Origin of the sequence: Chryseobacterium sp. VAUSW3 (genome assembly GCF_002205795.1) — a bacterium.
Lineage (GTDB): Bacteria > Bacteroidota > Bacteroidia > Flavobacteriales > Weeksellaceae > Kaistella > Kaistella yananensis.
Genome location: NZ_NIUY01000001.1, coordinates 512815 through 536185, shown reverse-complemented (window position 1 = coordinate 536185; position 23371 = coordinate 512815). Strand labels below are relative to the sequence as shown.

At 39.2% G+C, this 23371-nt stretch carries 23 protein-coding genes, 1 other RNA gene and 1 pseudogene; 18 read left to right on the top strand and 7 right to left on the bottom strand.

The window, feature by feature from the left end; all coding sequences use genetic code 11:
- Window positions 1-11 precede the first annotated feature (11 nt).
- Window positions 12-1001: a zinc metalloprotease gene (locus tag CDW55_RS02360; protein WP_088468119.1), complete on the top strand. Its 990-nt coding sequence runs from the start codon at window positions 12-14 to the stop codon at window positions 999-1001.
- Window positions 1002-1358: 357 nt separating this feature from the next.
- On the opposite strand, the gene CDW55_RS02355 is transcribed toward CDW55_RS02360, so the two are convergent.
- Window positions 1359-2189, bottom strand: coding sequence for an endonuclease/exonuclease/phosphatase family protein (locus CDW55_RS02355; protein ID WP_088468118.1), 831 nt, complete (start codon window positions 2187-2189; stop codon window positions 1359-1361).
- 143 nt (window positions 2190-2332) lie between these two features.
- Here CDW55_RS02355 and abc-f point away from each other — a divergent pair, with 143 nt between their 5' ends.
- The 7 genes from abc-f to sucC all read left to right on the top strand — a co-directional run bounded on the left by abc-f (window position 2333) and on the right by sucC (window position 9280).
- Window positions 2333-4255: a ribosomal protection-like ABC-F family protein gene (abc-f, locus tag CDW55_RS02350; RefSeq protein WP_088468117.1), complete on the top strand. Its 1923-nt coding sequence runs from the start codon at window positions 2333-2335 to the stop codon at window positions 4253-4255.
- 139 nt (window positions 4256-4394) lie between these two features.
- Window positions 4395-5723, top strand: a complete 1329-nt coding sequence (locus CDW55_RS02345) for a hydroxymethylglutaryl-CoA reductase, degradative (RefSeq protein WP_088468116.1) — start codon at window positions 4395-4397, stop codon at window positions 5721-5723.
- Window positions 5724-5902: 179 nt separating this feature from the next.
- The gene (locus tag CDW55_RS02340) at window positions 5903-6289 is read left to right on the top strand and encodes a DUF423 domain-containing protein (protein ID WP_088468115.1); all 387 of its coding nucleotides are present in this window, start codon (window positions 5903-5905) and stop codon (window positions 6287-6289) included.
- On the top strand, window positions 6289-6831 hold the full coding sequence (locus CDW55_RS02335; RefSeq protein ID WP_088468114.1) for a hypothetical protein: 543 nt from the start codon (window positions 6289-6291) through the stop codon (window positions 6829-6831). The genes CDW55_RS02340 and CDW55_RS02335 overlap by 1 nt, the downstream gene beginning before the upstream one ends.
- A gap of 9 nt (window positions 6832-6840) precedes the next feature.
- Window positions 6841-7101, top strand: a complete 261-nt coding sequence (locus CDW55_RS02330) for a hypothetical protein (protein ID WP_088468113.1) — start codon at window positions 6841-6843, stop codon at window positions 7099-7101.
- 2 nt (window positions 7102-7103) lie between these two features.
- A complete protein-coding gene (locus CDW55_RS02325; protein WP_088468112.1) occupies window positions 7104-7970 on the top strand; it encodes a DMT family transporter in 867 nt (288 codons plus the stop codon).
- 116 nt (window positions 7971-8086) lie between these two features.
- Window positions 8087-9280 carry an ADP-forming succinate--CoA ligase subunit beta gene (sucC, locus tag CDW55_RS02320; protein WP_088468111.1) on the top strand — a complete coding sequence of 398 codons (1194 nt, stop codon included), beginning with the start codon at window positions 8087-8089 and terminating at the stop codon, window positions 9278-9280.
- 198 nt (window positions 9281-9478) lie between these two features.
- Here sucC and CDW55_RS02315 read toward each other — a convergent pair whose 3' ends face one another.
- Window positions 9479-10342 (bottom strand): mechanosensitive ion channel family protein, encoded by an 864-nt coding sequence (locus CDW55_RS02315; protein ID WP_088468110.1) that lies wholly within the window; start codon window positions 10340-10342, stop codon window positions 9479-9481.
- A gap of 96 nt (window positions 10343-10438) precedes the next feature.
- On the opposite strand from CDW55_RS02315, the gene rnpB reads away from it, so the two are divergent.
- Window positions 10439-10765: RNase P RNA component class A (rnpB, locus tag CDW55_RS02310), an RNA gene on the top strand.
- Window positions 10766-10960: 195 nt separating this feature from the next.
- On the opposite strand, the pseudogene CDW55_RS12650 reads toward rnpB, so the two are convergent.
- The 3 genes and pseudogenes from CDW55_RS12650 to CDW55_RS02295 all read right to left on the bottom strand — a co-directional run.
- Window positions 10961-11587, bottom strand: a pseudogene (locus tag CDW55_RS12650) (CPBP family intramembrane glutamic endopeptidase); the annotation flags it as partial.
- Window positions 11588-11589: 2 nt separating this feature from the next.
- Window positions 11590-12459, bottom strand: a complete 870-nt coding sequence (locus tag CDW55_RS02300) for a polyphosphate kinase 2 family protein (RefSeq protein WP_088468108.1) — start codon at window positions 12457-12459, stop codon at window positions 11590-11592.
- 76 nt (window positions 12460-12535) lie between these two features.
- Window positions 12536-13003: a DUF1573 domain-containing protein gene (locus CDW55_RS02295; RefSeq protein WP_088468107.1), complete on the bottom strand. Its 468-nt coding sequence runs from the start codon at window positions 13001-13003 to the stop codon at window positions 12536-12538.
- A gap of 123 nt (window positions 13004-13126) precedes the next feature.
- Here CDW55_RS02295 and CDW55_RS02290 point away from each other — a divergent pair, with 123 nt between their 5' ends.
- The 8 genes from CDW55_RS02290 (at window position 13127) to CDW55_RS02260 (ending at window position 21312) form a co-directional block, all read left to right on the top strand.
- Window positions 13127-15745, top strand: a complete 2619-nt coding sequence (locus CDW55_RS02290; RefSeq protein ID WP_088468106.1) for a valine--tRNA ligase — start codon at window positions 13127-13129, stop codon at window positions 15743-15745.
- A 12-nt stretch (window positions 15746-15757) separates the two neighbouring features.
- Window positions 15758-16399, top strand: a complete 642-nt coding sequence (locus tag CDW55_RS02285) for a DUF4241 domain-containing protein (RefSeq protein WP_088468105.1) — start codon at window positions 15758-15760, stop codon at window positions 16397-16399.
- A 118-nt stretch (window positions 16400-16517) separates the two neighbouring features.
- A complete protein-coding gene (locus CDW55_RS02280) occupies window positions 16518-17405 on the top strand; it encodes a ribokinase (RefSeq protein WP_088468104.1) in 888 nt (295 codons plus the stop codon).
- Window positions 17406-17509: 104 nt separating this feature from the next.
- The gene (locus CDW55_RS02275; protein WP_088468103.1) at window positions 17510-18352 is read left to right on the top strand and encodes an alpha/beta fold hydrolase; all 843 of its coding nucleotides are present in this window, start codon (window positions 17510-17512) and stop codon (window positions 18350-18352) included.
- A gap of 64 nt (window positions 18353-18416) precedes the next feature.
- Window positions 18417-18557, top strand: coding sequence for a hypothetical protein (locus CDW55_RS12390; protein ID WP_179285895.1), 141 nt, complete (start codon window positions 18417-18419; stop codon window positions 18555-18557).
- Between the two features lie 40 nt (window positions 18558-18597).
- Window positions 18598-19167: a cob(I)yrinic acid a,c-diamide adenosyltransferase gene (locus CDW55_RS02270; RefSeq protein ID WP_088468102.1), complete on the top strand. Its 570-nt coding sequence runs from the start codon at window positions 18598-18600 to the stop codon at window positions 19165-19167.
- The gene (locus CDW55_RS02265) at window positions 19130-19777 is read left to right on the top strand and encodes a thiamine diphosphokinase (RefSeq protein ID WP_228399593.1); all 648 of its coding nucleotides are present in this window, start codon (window positions 19130-19132) and stop codon (window positions 19775-19777) included. Before CDW55_RS02270 ends, CDW55_RS02265 begins: the two co-directional genes overlap by 38 nt.
- A 143-nt stretch (window positions 19778-19920) precedes the next feature.
- Window positions 19921-21312, top strand: coding sequence for an arginine decarboxylase (locus tag CDW55_RS02260; RefSeq protein WP_088468101.1), 1392 nt, complete (start codon window positions 19921-19923; stop codon window positions 21310-21312).
- 46 nt (window positions 21313-21358) lie between these two features.
- Here the strand turns inward: CDW55_RS02260 and CDW55_RS02255 are convergent, their stop codons facing one another.
- Both CDW55_RS02255 and CDW55_RS02250 read right to left on the bottom strand, forming a co-directional pair.
- The gene (locus CDW55_RS02255; RefSeq protein ID WP_088468100.1) at window positions 21359-22018 is read right to left on the bottom strand and encodes an HAD family hydrolase; all 660 of its coding nucleotides are present in this window, start codon (window positions 22016-22018) and stop codon (window positions 21359-21361) included.
- Between the two features lie 57 nt (window positions 22019-22075).
- On the bottom strand, window positions 22076-22285 hold the full coding sequence (locus CDW55_RS02250) for a DUF5808 domain-containing protein (RefSeq protein WP_088468099.1): 210 nt from the start codon (window positions 22283-22285) through the stop codon (window positions 22076-22078).
- Window positions 22286-22414: 129 nt separating this feature from the next.
- Between CDW55_RS02250 and speB the strand changes: the two genes are divergently transcribed.
- A complete protein-coding gene (gene speB / locus CDW55_RS02245) occupies window positions 22415-23266 on the top strand; it encodes an agmatinase (protein WP_088468098.1) in 852 nt (283 codons plus the stop codon).
- The last annotated feature ends 105 nt before the right edge of the window (window positions 23267-23371 follow it).

The window sequence follows — 23371 nt, the reverse complement described above, 5'->3', positions numbered from 1 at the left end:
AAATTTAGAGAATGAAAAAACTTTTAGTAGGCGCATTTGCTTTGTCAATGCTTGCCGCTTGTAATGCGGGTGATGATCATCTGCTTAATCAGGAAGAAAATGATGCGCTGACTTCGGGTAGTGCTGTAACCCAAAGAGTGTGTCCTTCTGAAGACATCAGGAAAGAAGCTTTATCCAGTAATCCCACGTTGATGGCAAAGTTTGTAGAGAATGAAAGCAAAACGGCTAAATTTATCGATGATCTTTCAATGGGAAGGGTTCTTGCTGATGGCACAGTTGAAATTCCTGTAGTGGTAAATGTTCTATACAGAACGTCTGCTGAAAATATTTCAGATGCACAGATTGCCTCGCAAATTGCGACTTTAAACAAAGATTTTGGAGGCACAAACAGTGATGTAAGCAAAATTCCAGCTGAATTTACTTCTGTAGCAGCGGGTGATACCAAAATAAAATTCCGTTTAGACCGTGTGATCCGTAAATCTACCACCGTACGTTCGTGGAGAACAAATGATGCGATGAAAAAATCATCATCGAAAGGTCAGGATGCTTATAAGCCTGCGAATTATTTCAATATCTGGGTTGTAGGTGATATGGGCGGCGTACTTGGTTATGCAACTTTCCCGGAATCGGCTGGGCTTTGGAATGACGGCGTGGTGATTGCCGGCAAATATTTCGGAACGACTACAAACGCACCATACAACCTTGGAAGAACTGCAACTCACGAAGTTGGGCATTACCTCAATTTGCGTCATATCTGGGGCGACGGAAACTGTGCGACAGATTATGTTGACGATACCCCGACACAACAGGATAAAAACTTCGGGAAGCCAACTTATCCGCAGTACGACCTTTGTGGTGGTGTAAACCGCTCAATTCAGTTTATGAATTATATGGATTATGTTGATGATGCTGCAATGTATATGTTCTCTGCAGGGCAAAAATCCAGAATGCAGGCCGTAACCAACGCTTCAGGTGCAAGATCCGGACTTAGACTTTATTAATAATTATATTTAAAAATGAACCTGCCGGATTTCCGGCAGGTTTTTTATGGAATAAAGATTACAATCTAAACACAAATGAACTTTCATCATCATTGCTGTTTATTTGTTTGGTTTTTCCTGAAATAAATTTTCGTTTAGGGTTAATTGTATCCGCTGTTACATGCGGTGAATTCTTTATTTTATTGATTTTCAATCTAATGAATCATTTTGAGTAAATAATTCGAGATTAATTTTGTTATCTCAGAAATTATATATTTCTTTGTTGTATTCTAATGCCATAACAGCGGAAGAATAAATTTTTTTTCATCATTTGTGTTTATCCACGGGAGTCATCCTGTGGATTTTTTTTGCGTGTTTTTATCTGAATTTTAATTCAGCCAAAACCGGAAAATGATCCGATGGGTAGAGCAGGTTTTCTCTCCGGTCATTAATGGTTCTTATGGATTGGCAGCTGAGTCCTTTGGTGAAAATATAATCGATTCTGTCTTTAGGGACAGTGTTTACATCAAAACCTGTAAAAGTTCCTGTCGGGCCGTAATGAGGTTTTCTGCAGTTGTAGAAACTGTCGCTCATTGTTTTCGAAATAATTTTAATCGGCTCTGTTTTATCTGTAAGGTTAAAATCGCCTGTTAAAACCACAGGAAAATTTCTTGGATTGAGGGTGTTTATTTTTTCCAGAATTAGTTTTGAAGAATTTTCACGCGCAATATTTCCCACATGATCGAAATGCACATTGAAAGCCCAGAATTTTTTGCCGCCTTTTTTCGTTTTAAATAAAGCATAGGTGCAAACTCTGTTATAAGCCGCGTCCCAGCCTTTGGATGGTTGATCCGGAGTTTCGCTGAGCCAGAAGGTTCCAGACTGCAAAACCTGTAACTTTTCTGTATTGTAGAAAATGGCAGAATATTCACCTTTATTAGCACCGTCATCACGTCCTACGCCTACAAAATCATAATCTTTCAAACCTGTTTTCAGGTCAGTCATCTGTTGCGGAACCGCTTCCTGAATGCCAAAAACATCTGGATGATAGTAACAAAGAAGTTGCAAGGCATCATTTTTTCTGTTTTCCCAGGAGTTTTCTTTGTCGGAATCGAGAGAAAGTCTAATGTTGAAAGTCATCACATTTAAATTTTGCGCATTAAAATTAAAGCACACAAAAGCGCAAATCAGAAGGATTAAATTTTTCATTTCAGCAATTTACAGGCGATAAAGTTAAAAGTTTTAAGGCGTTTTTCCTGAAATCCACGGTATTTTCTTAAAAACGGGCAATTCAATAACTTTTTACTTACTTTTGCACCTCGAAAATACTCATTACTAATTGCTTAATATATATGTTGTCAGTTCAGGGCTTAGGTCTGCATCACTCAGGGAATTACCTTTTTCAAAATGTAAATTTCACCATCAAAAAAGATGATAAAATTGGTCTCGTTGGTAAAAATGGAGCGGGAAAATCTACTTTGCTGAAAATGCTTACCGGAGAAATCAATTTCTACGAAGGAAACATCGTTCCTGAAGGAAATATCACCATTGGATTTCTAAAACAAGATCTAGATTTCGTGAAAGGACGCACCGTTTGGGACGAGACTTTACAGGCTTTCGAGCAGATTAATGCGATGAAAAATGAGCTCGATGAAGTAAATCATCAATTGGTGACCAGAACTGATTATGAGAGTGATTCTTACGAAAAGTTAATTCACAGGATGACTGAACTGAATGATCTTTTGATGCATCATGACGCATACAATTTAGAAGGTGATGTGGAAAAAGTATTGCTTGGGCTTGGTTTTAAAGCGGATGATTTCAACAAAATTACCGACGAGTTTTCAGGAGGGTGGCGAATGAGAATTGAATTGGCTAAGCTGCTTCTTCAGAAAAACGATTTGATGCTTCTGGATGAGCCAACCAACCACCTCGATATGGAATCCATCATCTGGTTGGAAGAATTTTTGAAGGATTACCCCGGAGCAATCGTTTTGGTGAGCCACGATAAGCAATTCATGACTTCGGTTTGTAACCGAACTTTTGACATTAATAATAAAAAAGTTGACGATTATAAAGCCAATTACACCAAATATTTGGAGCTGAGTAAGGAGCGTAAAGAGAAATTAACTCAAGCTAAGAAAAACCAAGATGCCGAAATCAAACAGATGGAGGATAACATCAACCGGTTCCGGGCCAGCGCTACGAAAGCTTCCTTTGCGCAGTCTTTAATTAAAAAACTCGATAAAATTGAGCGAATCGAAATCGATAATGAAGATGTATCAAAGTTCAATATCCGTTTCGTACAGTCTATTGTTCCGGGTAAAGTAATTTTCGAGGCCAAAAATCTTGGGAAATCTTATGGAAACAAACAAGTTTTCGATAAAGTTGATTTCTTTGTGGAGCGTGGCGACCGTATTGCGTTGTTAGGACAAAACGGACAAGGAAAAACCACATTGGCAAAAATCCTTGCCGGCGAAATAAAAGATTATTCCGGCCAGTGGGAATTAGGACATAACGTGAATATTGGGTATTTTGCCCAAAACCAGGAAGAAGTTCTAACGCCGAACAAAACAGTTTTGGAAGAAGCTGAAGATGCGGCAACTGAAGAGACGCGCCCGAGAGTGAGAGATTTGCTGGGAAGTTTCCTTTTCCAGGGCGAAGATGTGCAGAAAAAAACCAAAGTACTTTCCGGTGGAGAAAGAAACCGTTTGGCGTTGTGTAAACTCTTGTTACGTCCGTTCAATACGTTGATTATGGACGAACCGACGAACCACCTTGATATTCAATCCAAAGAAATTATTAAACTGGCTTTGCAGAAATTCGAGGGAACACTGATCGTAATTTCCCACGACAGAGAATTTTTACAAGGATTAACGGATAAAATATTCGAATTCCGCGATGGAAGAATGAAGGAATTCCTAGGTGATGTAAATGAATATCTGGAATTCCGCCAGAAAGAAAGCATCCGCGAGGTTTCCGCCGAAAAATCGAAACTGCAGGAACTAAGAAACGAACCGATTGTAGAAAAAACTGTAGAAAAATCTGCCGAAAAGAAACCTGTCATCGTTTCCAAAGATCAAAAAAATATACAGAATAAAATTAAGAAAATCGAAGAGAAAATCTCGGAATTGGAAATGAAAATCGAAGAAATGGAAGCGACTTTCGCAAAAGAAAATCCTTCTGAAGAAATTTTAGAAATATATAAAACTAAAAAAGAGGAATTGGATTTGGCTTTGCAGGAATGGGAATATCTGGGAACTCAGCTGGATTAAGAATGTTTGAAAACCAAAAATAAAAAGTCGCCGAAAAAACTCGGTGACTTTTTTTGTTTCAAGAAGGTTACAAAACTTCGGGTAGTCAACTTCCTCTTCCGACTAAAATTCGCTATATTTGAAACTTAATCAAACTGCTATGACACACAAACCGGTAGAAGGTTTTTCCAAGCTATCAAAACAAGGAAAAATTGATTGGATTGTTAACGAATATTTAGAAGGAGACCAATCTTACGAACAGGTACTTAAACAATATTGGAACGAAAATCCGGAGCTACAAAAGCTTCACGAAGAGTTTTCCGAAAACACCATTTCCAATTTTTATATGCCTTACGGTATTGCACCCAATTTCCTTATCGATGGGAAATTACTGGCGCTACCAATGGCGGTTGAGGAATCCTCTGTCGTTGCCGCTGCTTCAAAAGCTGCAAAATTCTGGATCGATAAGGGCGGTTTTAAAACGACTATCATCAACACTAAAAAACTTGGTCATACCCATTTTATTTTAGAGGTGGAACCTCATAAAGTGCTTCATTTTTTTAACTTTAAATTAAAGAAAAAACTTTTTGAAGCTACCGAGGAGATCACCAAAAACATGCGCAACCGCGGCGGCGGAATTCTCAATATCCGATTGATCGACAAAACGGCCGATATGGAAAATTATTTCCAATTGAAAGCCAGTTTCGATACCGTGGACTCGATGGGTGCCAATTTCATCAATTCTTGTTTGGAGCAGTTTGGAAAGACTTTAAAAGAGGAAGTTTCGAAAGAAGAAACCTTTACACAGGAAGAAAAAGATTCTTTGCAAATTGTGATGAATATTTTGTCGAACTTCACTCCAGATTGTATCGTACGAGCTGAAGTTTCCTGTAAAATTGAAGACTTGAATGACGACAGCGGAATTACCAATGAAGAATTTGCAACCAAATTCAAACGCGCCGTAACCATTGCCGAAATTGAACCATTCCGCGCAACCACCCACAATAAAGGCATCATGAACGGGGTTGATGCTGTGGTGATTGCAACCGGAAACGATTTCCGGGCGACCGAAGCTTGTGCGCATGCGTACGCAGCAAAAGACGGAAAATACAGCAGTTTGACGCATTGCACCATCGATAACGGGATTTTTAGGTTTTGGATTGATCTGCCGATTTCAGTTGGTGTGGTAGGTGGTTTGACGAATCTTCATCCGCTCGTGAAATTTTCTTTGGCACTTTTAGGAAAACCTTCTGCGCGGGAATTGATGAGTATTTTGGCGGTTTCCGGATTGGCTCAGAATTTTGCTGCCCTGCGATCGTTGGTGACTACAGGAATCCAAAAAGGACATATGAAAATGCATCTTCTGAATATCCTGAATCAATTGGGCGCAACGGAGGAAGAGAAAAATCACTTTGTGACCTATTTTAAAGACAAAACCGTTTCGCATCACGAAGTAATCAATGAATTTAATCATTTAAGAAATAAATAATACAGAGATGTTTCAGCTATTTTTAGGGTTCTTGCTATTCATTTTTGGCATATTTCTGAAACTTACGAAAGAGCAAGGATTTGCCAAATCGACGCGGTTTTGGTGGATGTTTGTTTTAATTGGTATCTTGTCCATGGTGGCACAAATCTTTATCATGAAACAAAAAGGAGAATTATAATATGAAGACATTTACATTGGTTGTTGGCGCGGTTTACGGACTGCTTTCCGTGATTTTAGGTGCTTTCGGTGCGCATGCATTAAAGAAGATTTTATCGGTGGAAAAACTCACCAGTTTCGAAACCGGGGTTCGTTATCAGATGTATTCCGCGTTGTTTTTACTGATTGTGGGATATATTCTGAAGTTCGAAACTCCAACAGAAAAATGGATCTCTATATTAATGATTGCGGGAACATTTATTTTTTCATTCAGTATTTATCTGTTGGCGTTTAATGGAATAAACGGTTTAAACTTTAAGTTTTTAGGACCCATTACACCACTTGGCGGACTGATGATGATCGTTTCATGGGCGATGCTGATTTTTTATTTTTTGAAGAATAAAATTTAATGATGAAGTTGAAACTTGCCATTATTAGTGTGCTGTTGTTTGGAGTTTTTTCTGCACAGCAAATGAAAGAATATAAAGTAGGTAATCCAATAAAAATTGCGGTGCCTTCCACTTACGTAAAAAGCTATGACCTGAATGATTACGCACTTGCACAATTTACCAATGCGGTGAATGATAAATACGTAGTCATTATTCAGACTGAAAAGGAGCATCTGACTTCGCTTCAGGTTGCGTTTGCAGATATTGCAGAAGCAGGCGAATATTATGCAAAGTCTTTGATTGATGGATTGGCTGAAAATGCCAAGAGAACAGTTTCCGCACCAAGAAAGTTGAAAATCAACAATAAAGATGCAGTGGAGCTGTTAGTGCAAGGTACAATAATCGATGCTACAGATCAAACTGAGGCCGATCTTTTTTATCATCTCACAGTGGTGGAAACGCCCGCACATTATTATCAAATCATTTCGTGGAGTGAATTAAAGGATCGCAACAAAAATCTTAATGAATTTATGAATATTGCGAATTCTTTTATGGAATTATAATAGAAGTTTATGTTCTTTTTCATCGCAGGAAACACCAAAAAATTAGTCGGTCAGGAAACTAGAAAAATCAACAAGAACGGTTTTATGGTAAATGCTGAGATTAAAGTTTTCAGAAATTATATCACCCTGTTTTTCATCCCGCTTATTCCTTTAGGCAAAAAGTACAGTATTTATATTCCGCATACGGATGAATATTACGAAACAAATAATTTTTCGAAAATGCCAGATCATTATTTAGAAATCTGCAAGGAAATTGGCAGAAAATATTAAAAATGAGCAAAGCAAGAATCGCATTATTCGTCGGGATTTTATGCATTTCCATATTTCCCGTAATCGTTCGCATGAACCTTACTTCAGGACTTATTTCAGCATTTTACCGAATGGCAATTGCATCGGTTATTCTTTTCCCTATCGCACTTTACAAAGGGAAACTTGGTTTAAAAAACTTTAAGTTGATGTTCCTGACGGCGATATGCGGAGTACTTTTCGCCTCAGATATTGCCGTGTGGAATATCTCGATTCAGCACTCATCAGCAACCCAGGCCACGCTGCTCACGAATCTTTCACCGATTTGGGTGGGCGTTTTTTCATTTGTTTTTCTGAATTACCGACCGCGGAAAAGCTTTTGGCTGGGAACATGCATCGCTTTACTGGGAATGATGGTTTTCGTTGGTATTGACACGATTGTGGAAATGAATTTAGACGCCGCTTTTTTCCTCGGAGTGTTATCGGGATTGCTTTACGCTTTATATATTTTGGTAAGCAAAACGGTTTTGGAAAAGGTTGAAGTGATTACTTTTATTACGTACAGTATGATTTTCTCCACCGTTTTTCTCTTTTTCGTAAATCTTGCTTTCGGCGAGGATTTTGTCGGGTTTTCAAATGAAGCGTGGATTTCCCTTTTGGTGCAGGGGATTGTATGCCAGTTAATTGCGTGGCTTCTCATCAGTTATGCGACGCAAAATATGAGAGCCACCCGTGTTTCACTGAGCCTACTCAGTCAGGCAATTTTTGCTACTATTTTAGCTGCAGTTTTCATTGGTGAGAAGATTACACCGGTTCAAATGCTGGGAAGTATTATTATCCTGGCAGGAATCGCCACAACCTTTTATGAAAAAACAAAACCGGAAACGGTGTAGGAGTAAATATTTAAAACGGTTTTAAAATAAAAATTTGCTCAGGTTCAATCATTATCTTCTCAAATTTTCTTAAATTTGTAAATCTTTTAAAAAAATAAAAATCTAATTAAAATATTATGAATCTTCACGAATACCAATCTAAAGAGATTTTGGCAAAGTACGGAGTAAACATCCAGAGAGGTTTTGTCGCAAACAATGTTGAGGAAGCAGTAGATGCAGCAAATAAATTAAAAGAACTGAACGGAAACGAGGGCTGGGTAGTAAAAGCTCAGGTTCATGCTGGTGGTCGTGGAAAAGGCGGAGGCGTAAAATTCTCCCCGAACATTGAAAAACTTAAAGAAAACGCAGGAAACATCATCGGAATGCAGCTGGTAACTCCACAAACATCTGCTGAAGGTAAAAAAGTGAACTTCGTTTTGGTGGCTGAAGATGTGTACTATCCGGGAGAAACTGAAACTAAAGAATTTTATGTTTCGATCCTTTTAGACAGAGCTCAGGGGAAAAATATGATCGTGTATTCTACCGAAGGTGGGATGGATATTGAGCACGTTGCAGAAGTAACACCTCATTTAATTCATAACGAAGTAATTGATCCTGCTGTTGGGCTTCAGGGCTTCCAGGCAAGAAAAATTGCTTTCAACTTAGGTTTGAGTGGAGATGCTTTCAAAGATTTTACAAAATTCATCACCAATTTATATAACGCTTACGTAGGAATCGACGCTTCTCTTTTCGAAATCAACCCGGTTCTGAAAACTTCAGACAATAAAATTATCGCGGTAGATGCTAAAGTTTCTTTGGATGACAACGCACTGTTCCGTCACAAAGATTTGGCAGCATTAAGAGATACAAGAGAAGAAGATCCTACCGATGTAGAAGCTGGCGAAGCTGGTCTTAACTTCGTGAAACTTGATGGCGACGTTGCCTGTATGGTAAACGGAGCTGGTTTGGCGATGGCTACGATGGATATCATTAAACTTTCAGGCGGTAACCCTGCAAACTTCCTGGATGTTGGTGGAACTGCTGATGCAGAAAGAGTTCAGAAAGCTTTCGGAATCATCCTTAAAGATCCTAACGTAAAAGCAATCCTGATCAATATTTTCGGCGGTATCGTACGTTGCGACCGTGTTGCACAGGGTGTTGTAGATGCATATAAAGCAATGGGAAGCCTTCCTGTTCCTTTAATCGTGCGTCTTCAGGGAACCAACGCAATCGAAGCAAAACAGCTGATCGACAATTCAGGTTTGCCTGTGCATTCAGCAATTACATTGCAGGAAGCAGCAGATAAAGTAAAAGAAGTTTTAGGTCACTAAGATTCTCAGATAAATAAAAAATCCGTTCAGTTAATTTTGAACGGATTTTTTTGTTTTTAGGAGCCGGGAACCTGCTTTCCACTGTATCTTTTTTGTCATTGCGAACAAGGTGAAGCAACCTGTCGGAAAATTTGGACGCGCAATGTCAAAAAAGGATGCCGTTGCAATCAGGGCTAAGTGTTTCGAGATTCAACAAAATTATTCCTGAACCGAATTTCCGGTCTCAATCTGAGTCTGTGTCGCAAGCTGAATTCCGTTGTCATCCAATTTTTTCTTGATCCTTAAAAGTGCCTCACTCCGGACATGCGCTATCTTTTCGCCCGTTTTCATCTGAAATCTTGCTTCAAGATAGAAAATTCCGAGACTTTGCTTCAGGAAGATAACTTCGGCGTTGTCTTTGTTTTCCGCAAAATCAAAAGTGTGAATTTCATCCAGAATCACTTTTTTAGCTTTCTCTAAATCTTCATTGTTGGGAATTTCAAGATCAATAAAAACTTTTCTGTGCGAAGAAGCCGAATAATTGATAAACGGTGCACTGAAAATCAGCTGATTTGGGATGTAGACTTTCTTTCCTTCATCGGTGATAACTTTAGTCGTAAGAAATCCAATGGTCTCTACCGTCCCTGATATTCCTTTAATCGAAACATAATCGCCCACCGCAAAAGCTTTGTCAATACCAATCAGCATCCCCGAAAACATCGATGACACCAGATCCTTTAAAGCCACACCCGCAATCACCCCGGCAACACCCAAACTTCCCAGGAACTTCAGCACAAAACCACCAAGTCCCATAATCTCAAAGGCAATAAATGCGGCCATGAGAACGATAAGGAATTTAAAAATCCCGATTAACGTGACGATAGATTTATTTTTGCTCTTGGGAAAAAAACGGTGAAAAACCTTTACAGCCAATTTGCTCAGGTAAGAACTCATGAGCAGGATGAGGGTAAAAACGATAAGTCCTACAACGATATTGGGGGTGACCTGTGCAAATTTCAGGTACCATCTTTCGAGTACATTATAAACAATGTCTACATATTTTAACTGGGTAACTTCTTCCATTTTCAAATATATTCAAATTTAAGAGATTTCAGCAAGCAATAATCTTACCACATAAACATAATTGCAGACTTGATTTTTCATTATCTTTGTCGCCCACAAGAAGAACGGCTTGTTGATTCCGGGAAACCGGGGTAGGAAAGTCCGGACACCACAGAGCAGCAAAGCGGGTAACACCCGTCGGTCGCAAGATCAGGACCAGTGCAACAGAAAGGATGTATATTAATTTATAGTGAAATCAGGTAAACTCTTTGCGGTGCAATGTTAAGTATATCGGATTGCCCGGTTCGCCGGGATAGGAGTTGCTCGCTCCAAAAACCGAGGGGTAAACAGCTAAAGCTTTGCAGTAATGCAAAGCGCAGATAAATAACAGGCATTTTCGCTTAGACGAATCTACAGAATCCGGCTTACAGTTTTTCTTGTGGTTTTTAATGAAACAGAAAAAGCAGAAATTTAGGTTTCTGCTTTTTTGGTTTTATTAATGAATACTTTCATTGAAATAATCACGATCGCCAGTCCCGAAAGGGTGATGAGCCAATATAACAAACTGAATTTTATTTCCTGAAAATACATGGGAATTGTATTGTTATAAAAGGCAAATATTGATACGATTACATTATTAAGAAAATGAGCAACGATGGGATAAATAATATTTTTGCTTTGATAAAATATTACTGATAGAAAGATGCCCGAAACGAAGGTTGGCAAAAGATTGCTAAGATCCTGAAAATGAATTATTGAAAAGCAGAAACTGGAAACAAGTATAGCTTTTAAGAGAGAGTTTTTCTGCAGCAATTGCATGAAAATAAACTTTCGGAAAACAATTTCTTCAATAATTGGTGCAGCTATAATTGAGGAAAATAAATAAAAGTAAGCAGATCTATTGAACTCAGAAATTTTTTGAGTACTCTTTATGACCGTAAAGTTGTGATTAAAAATGTAATTGTATCCATTAATAAAAATCTTATTGAACAGTATTATTCCTACTACAATAAAGAAAATTAAGAAGACTGATGAAAAGTGTACAGTCCGAATTTTGTTGGTTTCTATCAGTGGGGATTTAATAAATAATCGGTAATAGATATAAAAAGATAGTAAATTTAGGCTTGTGGAAATAATTTCGATTGGTACTAGATGTTTTTCAGCGGTCAAGTCAAAAACCTCAATCAGTAAAATGGGGATTATTTGAAATATCTCTAAAATAACAACGAAAGAAACTGTTACAAAAATCGCTCTCCAAATCGTCATCTCTATTCGCTTTCCAATTGCTTTCTTGCTCCCTCCAGCTCTTTCTGGTCAGCTTCCGAAAGTTTCGGGAATTTCAGATCCATTCCTTCCAGTGCATCAATAATAATCTGTATCGCCGCAACTCGCGCAAACCATTTATCATCACCGGGAATTACAAACCACGGCGCATGATCTTTTGAGGTTTCGTTGATGGCGCGTTCGTAAGCCTTCATGTATTCATCCCATAGGGCGCGTTCGGGCAAATCACCCATGGAGAATTTCCAGTTTTTGTCCTGCTCATCAATACGGTCGAGAAATCTTTTTTTCTGTGCTTCTTTAGAAATATGAAGGAAAATTTTTATTACGGTAGTGCCGTTTTCGGAGAGGTGTTTTTCAAAATTTCTGATGCTTTCGTAGCGTTCTTGCCAGAATTTATCATCAAAATCGGAAACGGAATTCCAAACTTTTTCATTCAGGTTATAGTCCGGATGAACTTTGCATACCAAAACACTTTCGTAATGACTCCTGTTGAAAATTCCGATCTTTCCTTTCTCAGGAAGAGCGAGGTAATGTCTCCATAAAAAATCATGAGAATATTCCTTCGAACTTGGCGTTTTAAAACTGTGTACTTCGCAGCCCTGCGGATTTACTCCGCCGAAAACATGCTCGATCAGGGAATCTTTTCCGGCTGCATCCATCGCTTGTAGTACGACTAATAAAGATTTTCCGGAATCTGCATACAACCTTTCCTGTAGTTCGCGGAGCTTTATTTTTTCGTCCAAGAGCATTTTTTTGCCAGCTTCCTTATCTAAATCGCCTTTGTATTTGGTGGCTAATTCTTTTATTGAAATTTTCCCTTTGGCGATAAAGTTATCGCTGAAATCTAAATCCATATCTGTTATTTTCCTTAAAAATAAAAAAATCACTCCAGTAACGAAGTGATTTTATGATTTAATTTGATGAACTTGCTTATTTCGCAGCTTTCTTTACGTTTTTCTTAGCTTGTGCAGGTGCTGCTTTTGCAGATAATTCTGCGGCAGGTGCTGCTACCGCTACAGCCTCTGCGGCAGCGTTGCCGTCTACAGTTCCTTTAATGGTAATTACCGATCTGCTGTTTTCCGGGTCATTAGAATATACCTCGATAATCTTTGTGAAAGGTCCTACGATTGTTGTGTTATAACCCACTTTAATTTGTGCGGTTTTGCCCGGCATAATCGGGTCTTGGCTCCATTCCGGTGTAGTGCATCCGCAAGATGCCTGTACTCTGGAAATAATAAGTGGTTTGTCGCCCGTGTTTTTTACCGTAAACATTCTGTGTCCGTCAGCGCCGGTCTTTACAGTGCCGTAATCATATGTTGTTTTATCAAATGAAATTGATTGTGCTGAAGCCATTGCGAATGATGCGGTTAAAAACAAACCTGCAAATAATTTTTTCATATTTTTAAATGTTATATTGATTTATTGATAAATATTGAAGGACAAAGTTAAAAATTATTTCAATATCTGAATAATTTTTTTTATTTGCCTATTTTTGCACCTATTAAGATAAACAAAGATCCTATGCAGATTTCAGAGAAATATAACCCGCAGGAAACAGAAAATAAATGGTACAGTTACTGGCTCGAAAATAATTATTTCCATTCGGAACCGAATGATAAACCGCCGTACACGATTGTGATCCCGCCGCCAAACGTTACCGGAATCCTTCACATGGGTCACATGCTGAACAATACCATTCAGGATGTGTTGGTAAGACGTGCCAGAATGCAGGGTTTCAACGCATGCTGGGTTCCTGGTACCGATCACGCTTCTATCGCAACCGAAGCTAAAGTAGTTGCTAAACTGAAAGCTGAAGGAATCAATAAATCTGATATCACCAGAGAGGAATTCCTGAAACACGCCTGGGACTGGACAGACAAATATGGCGGAACCATCCTCGAGCAGCTGAAAAAACTGGGTTGTTCCTGCGACTGGGAACGTACGCGTTTTACGATGGAGCCTAAGCTTTCTCAGCAGGTGATCAAATCTTTCGTGGATCTGTATAATAAAGGTTTAATTTACCGTGGATACCGCATGGTGAACTGGGATCCGGAAGCAAAAACAAATATTTCCGACGAAGAAGTAATATTTAAGGAGCAGAACGGGAAGCTTTACTATTTAAAATATAAAATTGAAGGAACTGAAGAATTCCTGTCTGTTGCAACAACGCGCCCGGAAACAATTTTCGGCGATACCGCTGTCTGCATCAACCCAAATGATGAAAGATATGCGCACTTAAAAGGCAAGAACGTAATTGTTCCTATCGCAAACCGCGTAATTCCCGTTATCGAGGATGATTATGTGGATATCGAATTCGGAACCGGAGCTTTGAAAATTACTCCTGCCCACGATACCAACGATTACGAAATCGGAAAACGTCACAATCTGGCCATGATCGATTCTTTGGATGATGACGCAAATTTAAACGCTCACGGACTTCACTACGCGGGAAAAAACCGTTTCGAAGTAAGAAAAGCCATCGCGAAAGAACTTGAAGAAAAAGGACTTTTGCTGAAAGCTGAAGATTATGTGAACAAAGTGGGAACTTCAGAGAGAACCGGTGCGGTGATCGAACCGAAAGTTTCCGTTCAGTGGTTTCTGAAAATGTCGGAAATCGCCAAGCCTGCGTTGGATGTGGTAATGAATGATGAAATTAAATTCCACCCAGAAAAATTCAAAAATACATACAAACATTGGATGGAAAACATCCGCGACTGGAATATTTCCCGCCAGCTTTGGTGGGGACAGCAGATTCCTGCATATTTTTTTGGTGAAGGAGAAAACGATTTCGTCGTTGCCGAAACCATTGAAGAAGCGCTGGAGTTGGCGAAGCAGAAATCCCAAAATTCAGATTTAAAAATTTCAGATTTAAAGCAGGACGAAGATGCCCTCGACACGTGGTTCTCTTCCTGGCTGTGGCCAATTTCCGTTTTCGACGGAATGTTGGATACCGAAAATAAAGAAATCGATTATTATTACCCAACTTCCGATTTGGTAACCGGTCCGGATATTATTTTCTTCTGGGTTGCCCGTATGATTATGGCCGGATTGGAATACAGAAACGAAGTTCCTTTCAAAAATGTATATTTTACAGGTATTGTACGCGATAAGCAGCGCCGGAAAATGTCGAAATCACTTGGCAATTCACCGGATCCAATCGAACTCATCGAAAAATATGGCGCCGACGGAGTTCGCGTAGGAATTCTATTGAGTTCCGCAGCTGGAAACGACTTGCTTTTCGATGAAGAACTAATGCTTCAGGGCCGTAATTTTGCAACCAAAATCTGGAACGCCTATAAACTGACCCAAGGCTGGTCGAAAAACGAAAACATTAAAGCCAACGAATCCGACAGACAGGCGATCGAGTGGTTCGGGAACCAAATGGATAAAACCATTGCCGAAATTGCCGACCAGTTTGAGAAATTCAGAATTTCAGATGCTTTACATCTTGTTTATAAATTGATCTGGGACGATTTCTGTGCCTGGTATCTGGAGGCAGTGAAACCTGCTTTCGGTCAGCCGATTTCTACGGAAGTTTATGACCAGACCATCGCTTATTTCGAGGAGTTAATGAAATTGTTGCATCCTTTCATGCCGTTTTTATCTGAGGAATTATGGCAGAATATTGCAGAACGTTCACCCGAAAATGCGCTGGTGATTACACAGCAGAAAAAATCTGAAAATTACAGTGAAGAATTAATCAAGAATTTCGAAACTGCAAAAGAAATGATTTCCGGAGTACGGAATTACCGCCAGAGCAAAGGGATTTCGCCAAGAGAAGCCGTGGAAATTTTTACCAATGCCGAAGCGATCAGCAACGAAAATCTGGTTAAAAAATTAGCGAATATTTCTGAAATTAATTTAGCCCGAAAGACCGATAAGCCAAGCTTTACTTTTTTGGTTGGCGGAACGGAAATTTCAATTCCTTTAAGTGAAAACCTTGATTTGGCAGAAGAAAAAACCAAAACCGAAGAAGAGTTAAAATACCTGAAAGGCTTCCTTATTTCCGTGGAGAAAAAACTTTCAAATGAGAAATTTGTTGCCAATGCGAAACCGGAAATTGTAGATGCTGAACGCAAAAAACAGAAAGACGCACAGGATAAAATTGCCTTGCTTGAGGAAAAACTCAAAACCCTCTAAACCAACTCACAGATGACTCATCTTGTTAATATCGCTAAACTCTTCAACAAAAATTTTGTTGAAAGTCCTTTAATCGAAACTTTCGATGCGGGTAAAATTCACCTTTCTACCGGCAGCATCGTAGCCTGTGATCCGTTGATCACGAACGATATGGCCGCTTTTAAAGTGAATTTCCCTCAGGGTGAGTTTCCGGTTTTGGTCCACAAAGAAAGAGAAAGCAACTGTATTGCGTACGTGGAAATTGTTTTCAGCGCCGCCCAGATTTCTGAGTGGAAACTCGCTACAACCGACGGACAGAATATCGAAGAACTGAAAGGTGAAGAAATCTTCGGTTATCCGGTAGAAAGCGGTATGGGCTGTTTTATGGATGCAGAAACGCAGGATTGCCTCAATCATCTTGAAAAAAGGCTGTTTCACCGAAAAGGGGCGGAATTTATGGGGATTTACGAAGAATTTTTCCACGAACATTTTTTTGATGAAAACGGAGCCATCGATCAGTTTGCATTCCTGAAACCGGACGAAGATAAGGCCGGAAATATTTTCGCTTTTGAAACGGGTTATGGCGAAGGATTTTATGCAAGCTACATCGGTTTCGGCATTGATGGTGAGCCGGTAAAACTTGTATCGGAATTCATTGAAATCGGCGTTAATTAAAAGTTAAATAATTTCTTTATCTGCAATTAAAAGAATAGTTTTGTTAAGCAGTCAGCAGAATCTTAATTAGAAAATGCTGTTGAAATATTTCTGCAATATTTAAATTTCCAGAGAAACAATGAATATAACTTCTGAGCAACCGAAAATTATTGTTGTAGGCAGTTCCTCCATCGATTTGGTTCTTAATACGGATCATCATCCTCAGCCCAATGAGACGGTGATGGCACTGCGGTCTGAAAGTTTTTTTGGCGGCAAAGGTGCAAACCAGGCCGTAGGAACCGCAAGACTCGGTGCGAGTGTGTATTTCATCGGCTGTGTGGGCATGGATCCCTTTGGTCAGCAAATCCTGAGGAATTTAGTTGATGAAGGAGTTAACGTAGGTTTTGTGGCGGAAACAGAACAGGCAGCTTCCGGAACGGCGTATGTAACCGCAGCGGGAGGCGTAAATTCTATCGTAGTAGTTCCCGCTTCAAATTATTGTTTGAAACCGGAGCATGTTGCCGAAGCTGAAAAGTTTTTTCAGACGGCTGATTTGGTGCTGATTCAGCTTGAAATTCCGATGGATGTGGTGGAGTTTACCGTAGAGCTAGCCAAGAAAAACAATGTGAAAGTGGGCATCTACGCTTCACCTGCGAAGGAGCTTTCTGCTAACGTTCTGGAAAATGCAAGTTTTATCGTGGCCAAAAGCAACGAGCTATCCATTGTTTTTGGCGAAGAGAAACGTGAAGATATCCTCAAAAAGTATCCTAACAAACTTTTTGTGCGCGATGATTCTAATTCAACCACGTATTTCAATGGTTCCGAAATGAAATATTACCGCAACGATCACGATTCTGTTCTGCATAAACTAGGAATGGGCGATGCTTTTGTTTCCGGTCTTTCAATTGCACTTTGTCACGGAAATACTGTGGATGACTCGGTAAAATTCGGGAATGATGTTTCGCTGAAAGTAACCAAAAACAGAGGATCACAGCGCGGTCTTCCATACCTTAAAGACTTCTCGTGACCGTAAAATTGCTATTGACGGCATACTTTTAAACCTTTCTTTTTATCAATGTTTCAGTAAATTTAGAGCTTGATTTTCACTAAAATTCAGTGATTTTGATTTGAATGAAAGAATTAGTTCTACAGACTCCGGATCAGTTTCCGATATCGGTAAAGATTTTTGAGCCCGAAATTCCGAAACGGAAGCTTTTGGTCATAAATTCGGCCACGGGTGTCAGACAGCAGGTTTATTTTTCTTTTGCTAAATATCTGGCAACGCAGGGTTTCACCGTAATTACCTATGATTACAGAGGAATCGGTGAGTCAAAGCCCAGGAAAATGAAAGGTTTCGAAGCGTCCATGCGAATCTGGGGAACTAGAGATTTCAAAACCATAACCGGTTTCATTAAAGAAAATTATCCGGATTATACCAAATTCTGTCTCGGTCATTCCGTTGGAGCACTGATTCTGGGGATGAATGAAGATTCAGTAATTTTCAAAAAATTCATTTTCATCGCAACCCAGGATGCATATATCGGTCATCTTTCCTGGCGGGTTGCGGTTACTGCAGCGCTGGGATTTGGCATTGCTGTTCCGGTAACGGTAATTTTAAAGGGATATTTTCCGGCGCACCGGTTTGGTTTGGGAGAATCTTTACCAAAAGGAAGCGCTTATGACTGGCGCACCTTGATTCTCAATAAAAAATCCACCGGCAGGCTTTATGAAAAAATTGAAAAAGATTACTCGAAGGATTTAAATCAGGAAGCTTTTATCATTCACGCAGAAGACGATTCGTGGGTGACGATGAAGGGGATGGAGAGTCTGATGAACAATTCATATCCTAATATGAAGAAAACCTACCGGGAAATAAAAGTCTCGGAATCCCCAAAAAAACAGGTGGGGCATATCAATTTCTTCAGAAGCTATAACCGGGTTTTGTGGAAGATTATACTTGATAAAATTCAATAATTCGGAATTCTGTACAGATAATGCGATGCAATCTTTATATTTGAATGAGTAAAAAATAAAGATCATGTCCAAAACACAAAATAATGATGAAGTTTTCCGCGAGAAACTCGATCAACTGAATGATTTTGAGTTCAATGATAAAGTAGCGGGCGTTTTTGATGATATGGTCAGGTACATGAAGAAATCTAAAAAATGGACTGACTGATATTCTACAAACAAAAATCAATTTTATTAAAACTTAATTTATGAAAATCTACACCAAAACGGGTGACAAAGGCGAAACGGCTTTATATGGCGGAACCAGAGTTTCCAAAGCCTCAGCGAGAGTTGAATCCTACGGAACAATCGATGAGCTCAATTCATTTATTGGTTTTGCAAAAACTGAAATTAAAGATGAAAAAGTTTTGGCACAGCTCAGGAAAATTCAGTTCGATCTCTTTACGGTAGGTTCCGAATCGGCTACGCCTACCGATAAACTAACTTTAGCCAACGGAAAATCGCGCTTGGCATTAATGATTTCTGATACCGAAATCGAAGAACTCGAAAACTGGATGGATGCTTTTGAGGAAGAACTGCAGCCCTTGCAGTATTTTATTCTTCCCGGTGGAGGAAAAGCCGCAACTTCCCTGCATATTTGCCGCACCGTCTGCAGAAGAGCCGAACGCAGTTTGGTTTTTCTGAATGAATCCGAAGAAGTGAGGCCCGAACTCATCAAATATCTGAACCGCCTTTCGGATTACCTTTTTGTGTTGGCAAGATATATGTCGAAAATCAATAATGAATCTGAAGAATACTGGAATCCCAATGACCGATAAAGCCCTGCTTTTTATTAACGGGATACCGCCCGAAGATCTTCCCGATACCGCTGGTTATTCGCTTATTGCCTGTTCCGACGGGGCTTTTCACTATTTAAAAGACAAGAATTTTCCGCTGGAAAAGCTCGACTTTATTTCCGGTGATTTCGATTCGCATACCGGAAGTGATGAGGTGCTTTACGATGAAAAATTTATTTTCACGCCCGATCAGGATAAAACAGATTTCCAGAAATCTTTAGAAATCATCCGGGAGAAAGGCATCTCAACAGTTGATGTTTATGGTGCGAGCGGCGGCGAAATGGATCATTTTCTCGGAAACTTAACCGTAGCTTTCCTCTTTAAAAATGAATTGAAAATCACTTTTTTTGATGAGTTTTCAACCTATTTTTTCGCACCTAAAACTTTGGTTTTAGAAAATGTGAAAGGAAAAACAGTTTCGCTTTATCCGTTTCCGGTTACAGAGAATATTACGACTAAAGGTTTAAACTGGCCGCTGACAAAAGAAAATCTGGACCTTTCAAAGAGAATCGGTACCAGAAATTTAGCTGCAGAAGAAACGGTGATTATACATTACGAAGAAGGTGATCTGGTCGTATTTGTCGCACATTAATCGTAAATTCCTGCTTATTTTTGTTTTGTGATTTTCATTTTTGTATGATGAGCATCGACTCCAAAAACTCCTTAATTTTTCGCTGAAAATCAACTTTTTTTACCAACTTTGCAGTTTTAACACTTACATACGATTACTCAATAATGAAAATTAAATATTCAGAACTTATCGATCAGACTTTGTATTTTCCAACCGAAGAATTCAACGTTTCGGAAAATACGCTCCAGTTTCATGATATTCCTTTGATGGAGGTCGTCGAAAAGTTTGGTACGCCTTTGAAGTTTAATTATCTGCCAAAAATTTCCACCAATATTCAGCGTGCGAAAGCCTGGTTTAAAGAAGCTATTGAAAAGAACGATTATAAAAAAGGCTATACTTATTGCTATTGTACAAAATCGAGCCAGTTTGCTTTTGTAGTAGAAGAGGCGTTGAAAAACGATATTTCTCTGGAAACCTCCTCAGCTTATGATATGGATATCATCAGGTCGCTTTACGAAAAAGGCAAGTACGGCAAAGACGTTGAGGTGATTTGTAACGGATTTAAAACCGACGATTATCTGGCGAAAATCTCAGATTTAATTAACAGCGGTTTTCAAAACATTATCCCGATTCTTGATAATTACCGCGAACTTGATAAACTGACGGAAAGTATTGATTCCACTTTCAATATCGGCATCCGAATCGCTTCCGAGGAAGAGCCAAAATTTGAATTTTATACGTCCAGACTGGGAATTGGTTATAAAGACATTATCCCATATTACTCACAAAAAATCGCTGAACACCCGAATGCGAGACTCAAAATGCTGCATTTCTTCATCAATACCGGAATTAAAGATACCGCGTATTACTGGAACGAACTTTATAAATGTCTTCGCGTGTATGCGAGGCTGAAAAAAATCGCTCCGGAAGTGGATTCCCTGAATATAGGCGGTGGTTTTCCTATTAAAACGTCTTTGAATTTCGACTACGATTACCAATATATGGTGAACGAAATTGTTTCTCAGATTAAGAAATTCTGTGAGGAAGAAGGCGTAGAAGAACCTAATATCTATACCGAGTTCGGTAGTTTTACTGTTGGAGAAAGTGGCGGCCATTTATATAAAATTATCTCGCAGAAACGCCAGAACGACAGAGAAAAATGGAACATGATCGATTCTTCTTTCATGACGACTTTGCCTGATACATGGGCAATTTCTCGACACTTTATTATGTTGCCGCTGAACCGTTGGGAAGATACTTACGAAAGGGTATTTTTAGGAGGCTTAACCTGCGATTCTGACGATTATTATAACTCGGAGCAGCACACCAATGCGATTTATCTGCCGGTTTTCAGTGATACAAAGCCGCTATACATCGGGTTTTTCCACACAGGTGCATACCAGGAAACCATTGGTGGATATGGTGGCGTTCATCACTGTTTGATGCCGCAGCCGAGGCATATCCTCATTAACAAAGACGAGGAGGGGAATTTCACCTACGAAGTCTTCCGCGAAGAACAGAAACCGGATGAAGTTTTAAAACTTTTAGGTTACTAAAAAACTAAAGGAGCAACATGAGTTTGCTCCTTTTTTTTAAATTTTATTAGAAATATTTAGAAATTTTCTCAAATTCAATATCGGTAAAATCTGAAACCAGCAGGCTGGCTTTGTCATAAACCTGATGGGTTGAATGCGCACTCTGGTAAGCCACGCAAAAAATTTCTGCAGCCGATGCAGCTTCAATTCCGTTTGTGGAATCTTCTATCACCATGCAGTTTTCTTTGTCTTCACCGGCCATTTCCGCGGCCACGACAAAAATTTCCGGATGAGGTTTAGATTCCTGAAGATCGGCTCCGCTTATTTTTCCAATAAAATATTTTTCAAGGTCAAATTTTTCGAATACCCAATTGATGGTGTTCATGTGTGCTGAAGACGCAAGAATAAGTTTCAACCCGTTTTCATAATAATGTTCGATAAGGTTTTTAACTCCGGGAATTAAATCGAAATCAGGGTCTGTATCAAAATAATGTTTAAAATAGTTCCTTTTAATGGCGGCCAGATCTTCGTGCGTTTCATCGAGTTTAAAGGTTTCCGTCAGTGTACTGCAGACTTTTTTTGTGGAAGCGCCAGTAAAACTGGTGTAAAGTTCTTCAGAAACCTCTATTCCAAAATCTTCAAACATTTTGAAATAGGCCTTGCGGTGCAGTGGCTCTGTGTCCACAATTACACCGTCCATATCGAAAAGAACTGCTTTTAGCGGCATATCAATTATTTTCGCAAAGGTAAAAAAAGTGCAGTAAGTATTATAAACAGCTGTTTATTACTTATACTTTCCGATAATGAATATGATAAAATAGAAAAATATGAGCATTGCGACGAGTGCTGCGATCGATTTCCAGTTCGCAAAATTCACGGTCCAACCCATCCAGGGCAATCTTTTTGGAGGGAAAATTCTGTCGTCTTCTTTATTGTAATAAAAAATTCCCCAAATCCACTTTCCGTTTTTGTTTTCGATATTATTTGTTTCCATCACATGAAGTTTTGCATAAAGTTATCATTTTTTTTTAGAAATCGGACGTGTGAGAAAAGTGCCATGAGTTATCACCGTTTTATTTATCTTTGAAATCTTAAATATTCAACCTAAAAATTTAAATATCCTATGCAGACATATGCTGGAATTCCGGAAGAAAACGCTCAGTTAGAATCGTCAAAAGTAGTGCTTGTAACCGTTCCTTACGACGGAACTTCAACCTGGGGGAAAGGTGCCGACAAAGGCCCGGAACTTTTTCTTGATGCTTCAGAAAATATGGAGCTTTACGACATCGAAACCGGTACCGAACCTTATCTTGAAGGAGTTTACCTTGCAGGCGAGATCACAGAGAAATCTTCTCCTGAAGCCATGACCGAAGCAGTTTACCAAAAAACCAAAGAATTGCTGGGTCATGAAGATAAATTATTAACGCTATTCGGTGGCGAACATTCGGTTTCTATTGGTTCTATTCGCGCGGTAGGCGAAAAGTTTGAAAATCTTACGGTTCTTCAACTGGATGCACACACCGATTTACGTCCGGATTTTCACGGAAGCACTTCCAATCATGCTTGTGCGGTTTTTGAAGCGAGTCAGAAACATAATTTGGTACAAGTCGGGATTCGTTCTGGAGATATAGAGGAAATGCAATATGTACAAGAGGGAAATTGTTTTTGGGCACATGAAATCGCGACAAACCCAAATTGGATTGATGATGTTCTTGCAAAAGTTTCAGGAAATGTATATATCACCATCGATTTGGATGCGTTTGATCCATCAATTGCTCCGTCCACAGGAACTCCCGAACCGGGCGGTTTGCAGTGGTATCCAACGTTGGAATTGCTTAAAAAAGTTTTTGAAAAATGCAATGTAGTTGCCTTTGATATTGTAGAATTAATGGATTCGCCGATGCCAAAACCAACGGCTTTCCTTGCTGCAAAATTATATTATAAAATGTTGGCGTATTATCATATTTCGAAGTAGAAGAAAGAAGAAAGAAGAAAGAAGAAAGAAAAAAGAAAAAGAATCAAGAACCAAGAACCAAGAATCAAGATTCATTAAATACAGACATTAATTAGTTCGTTTTGT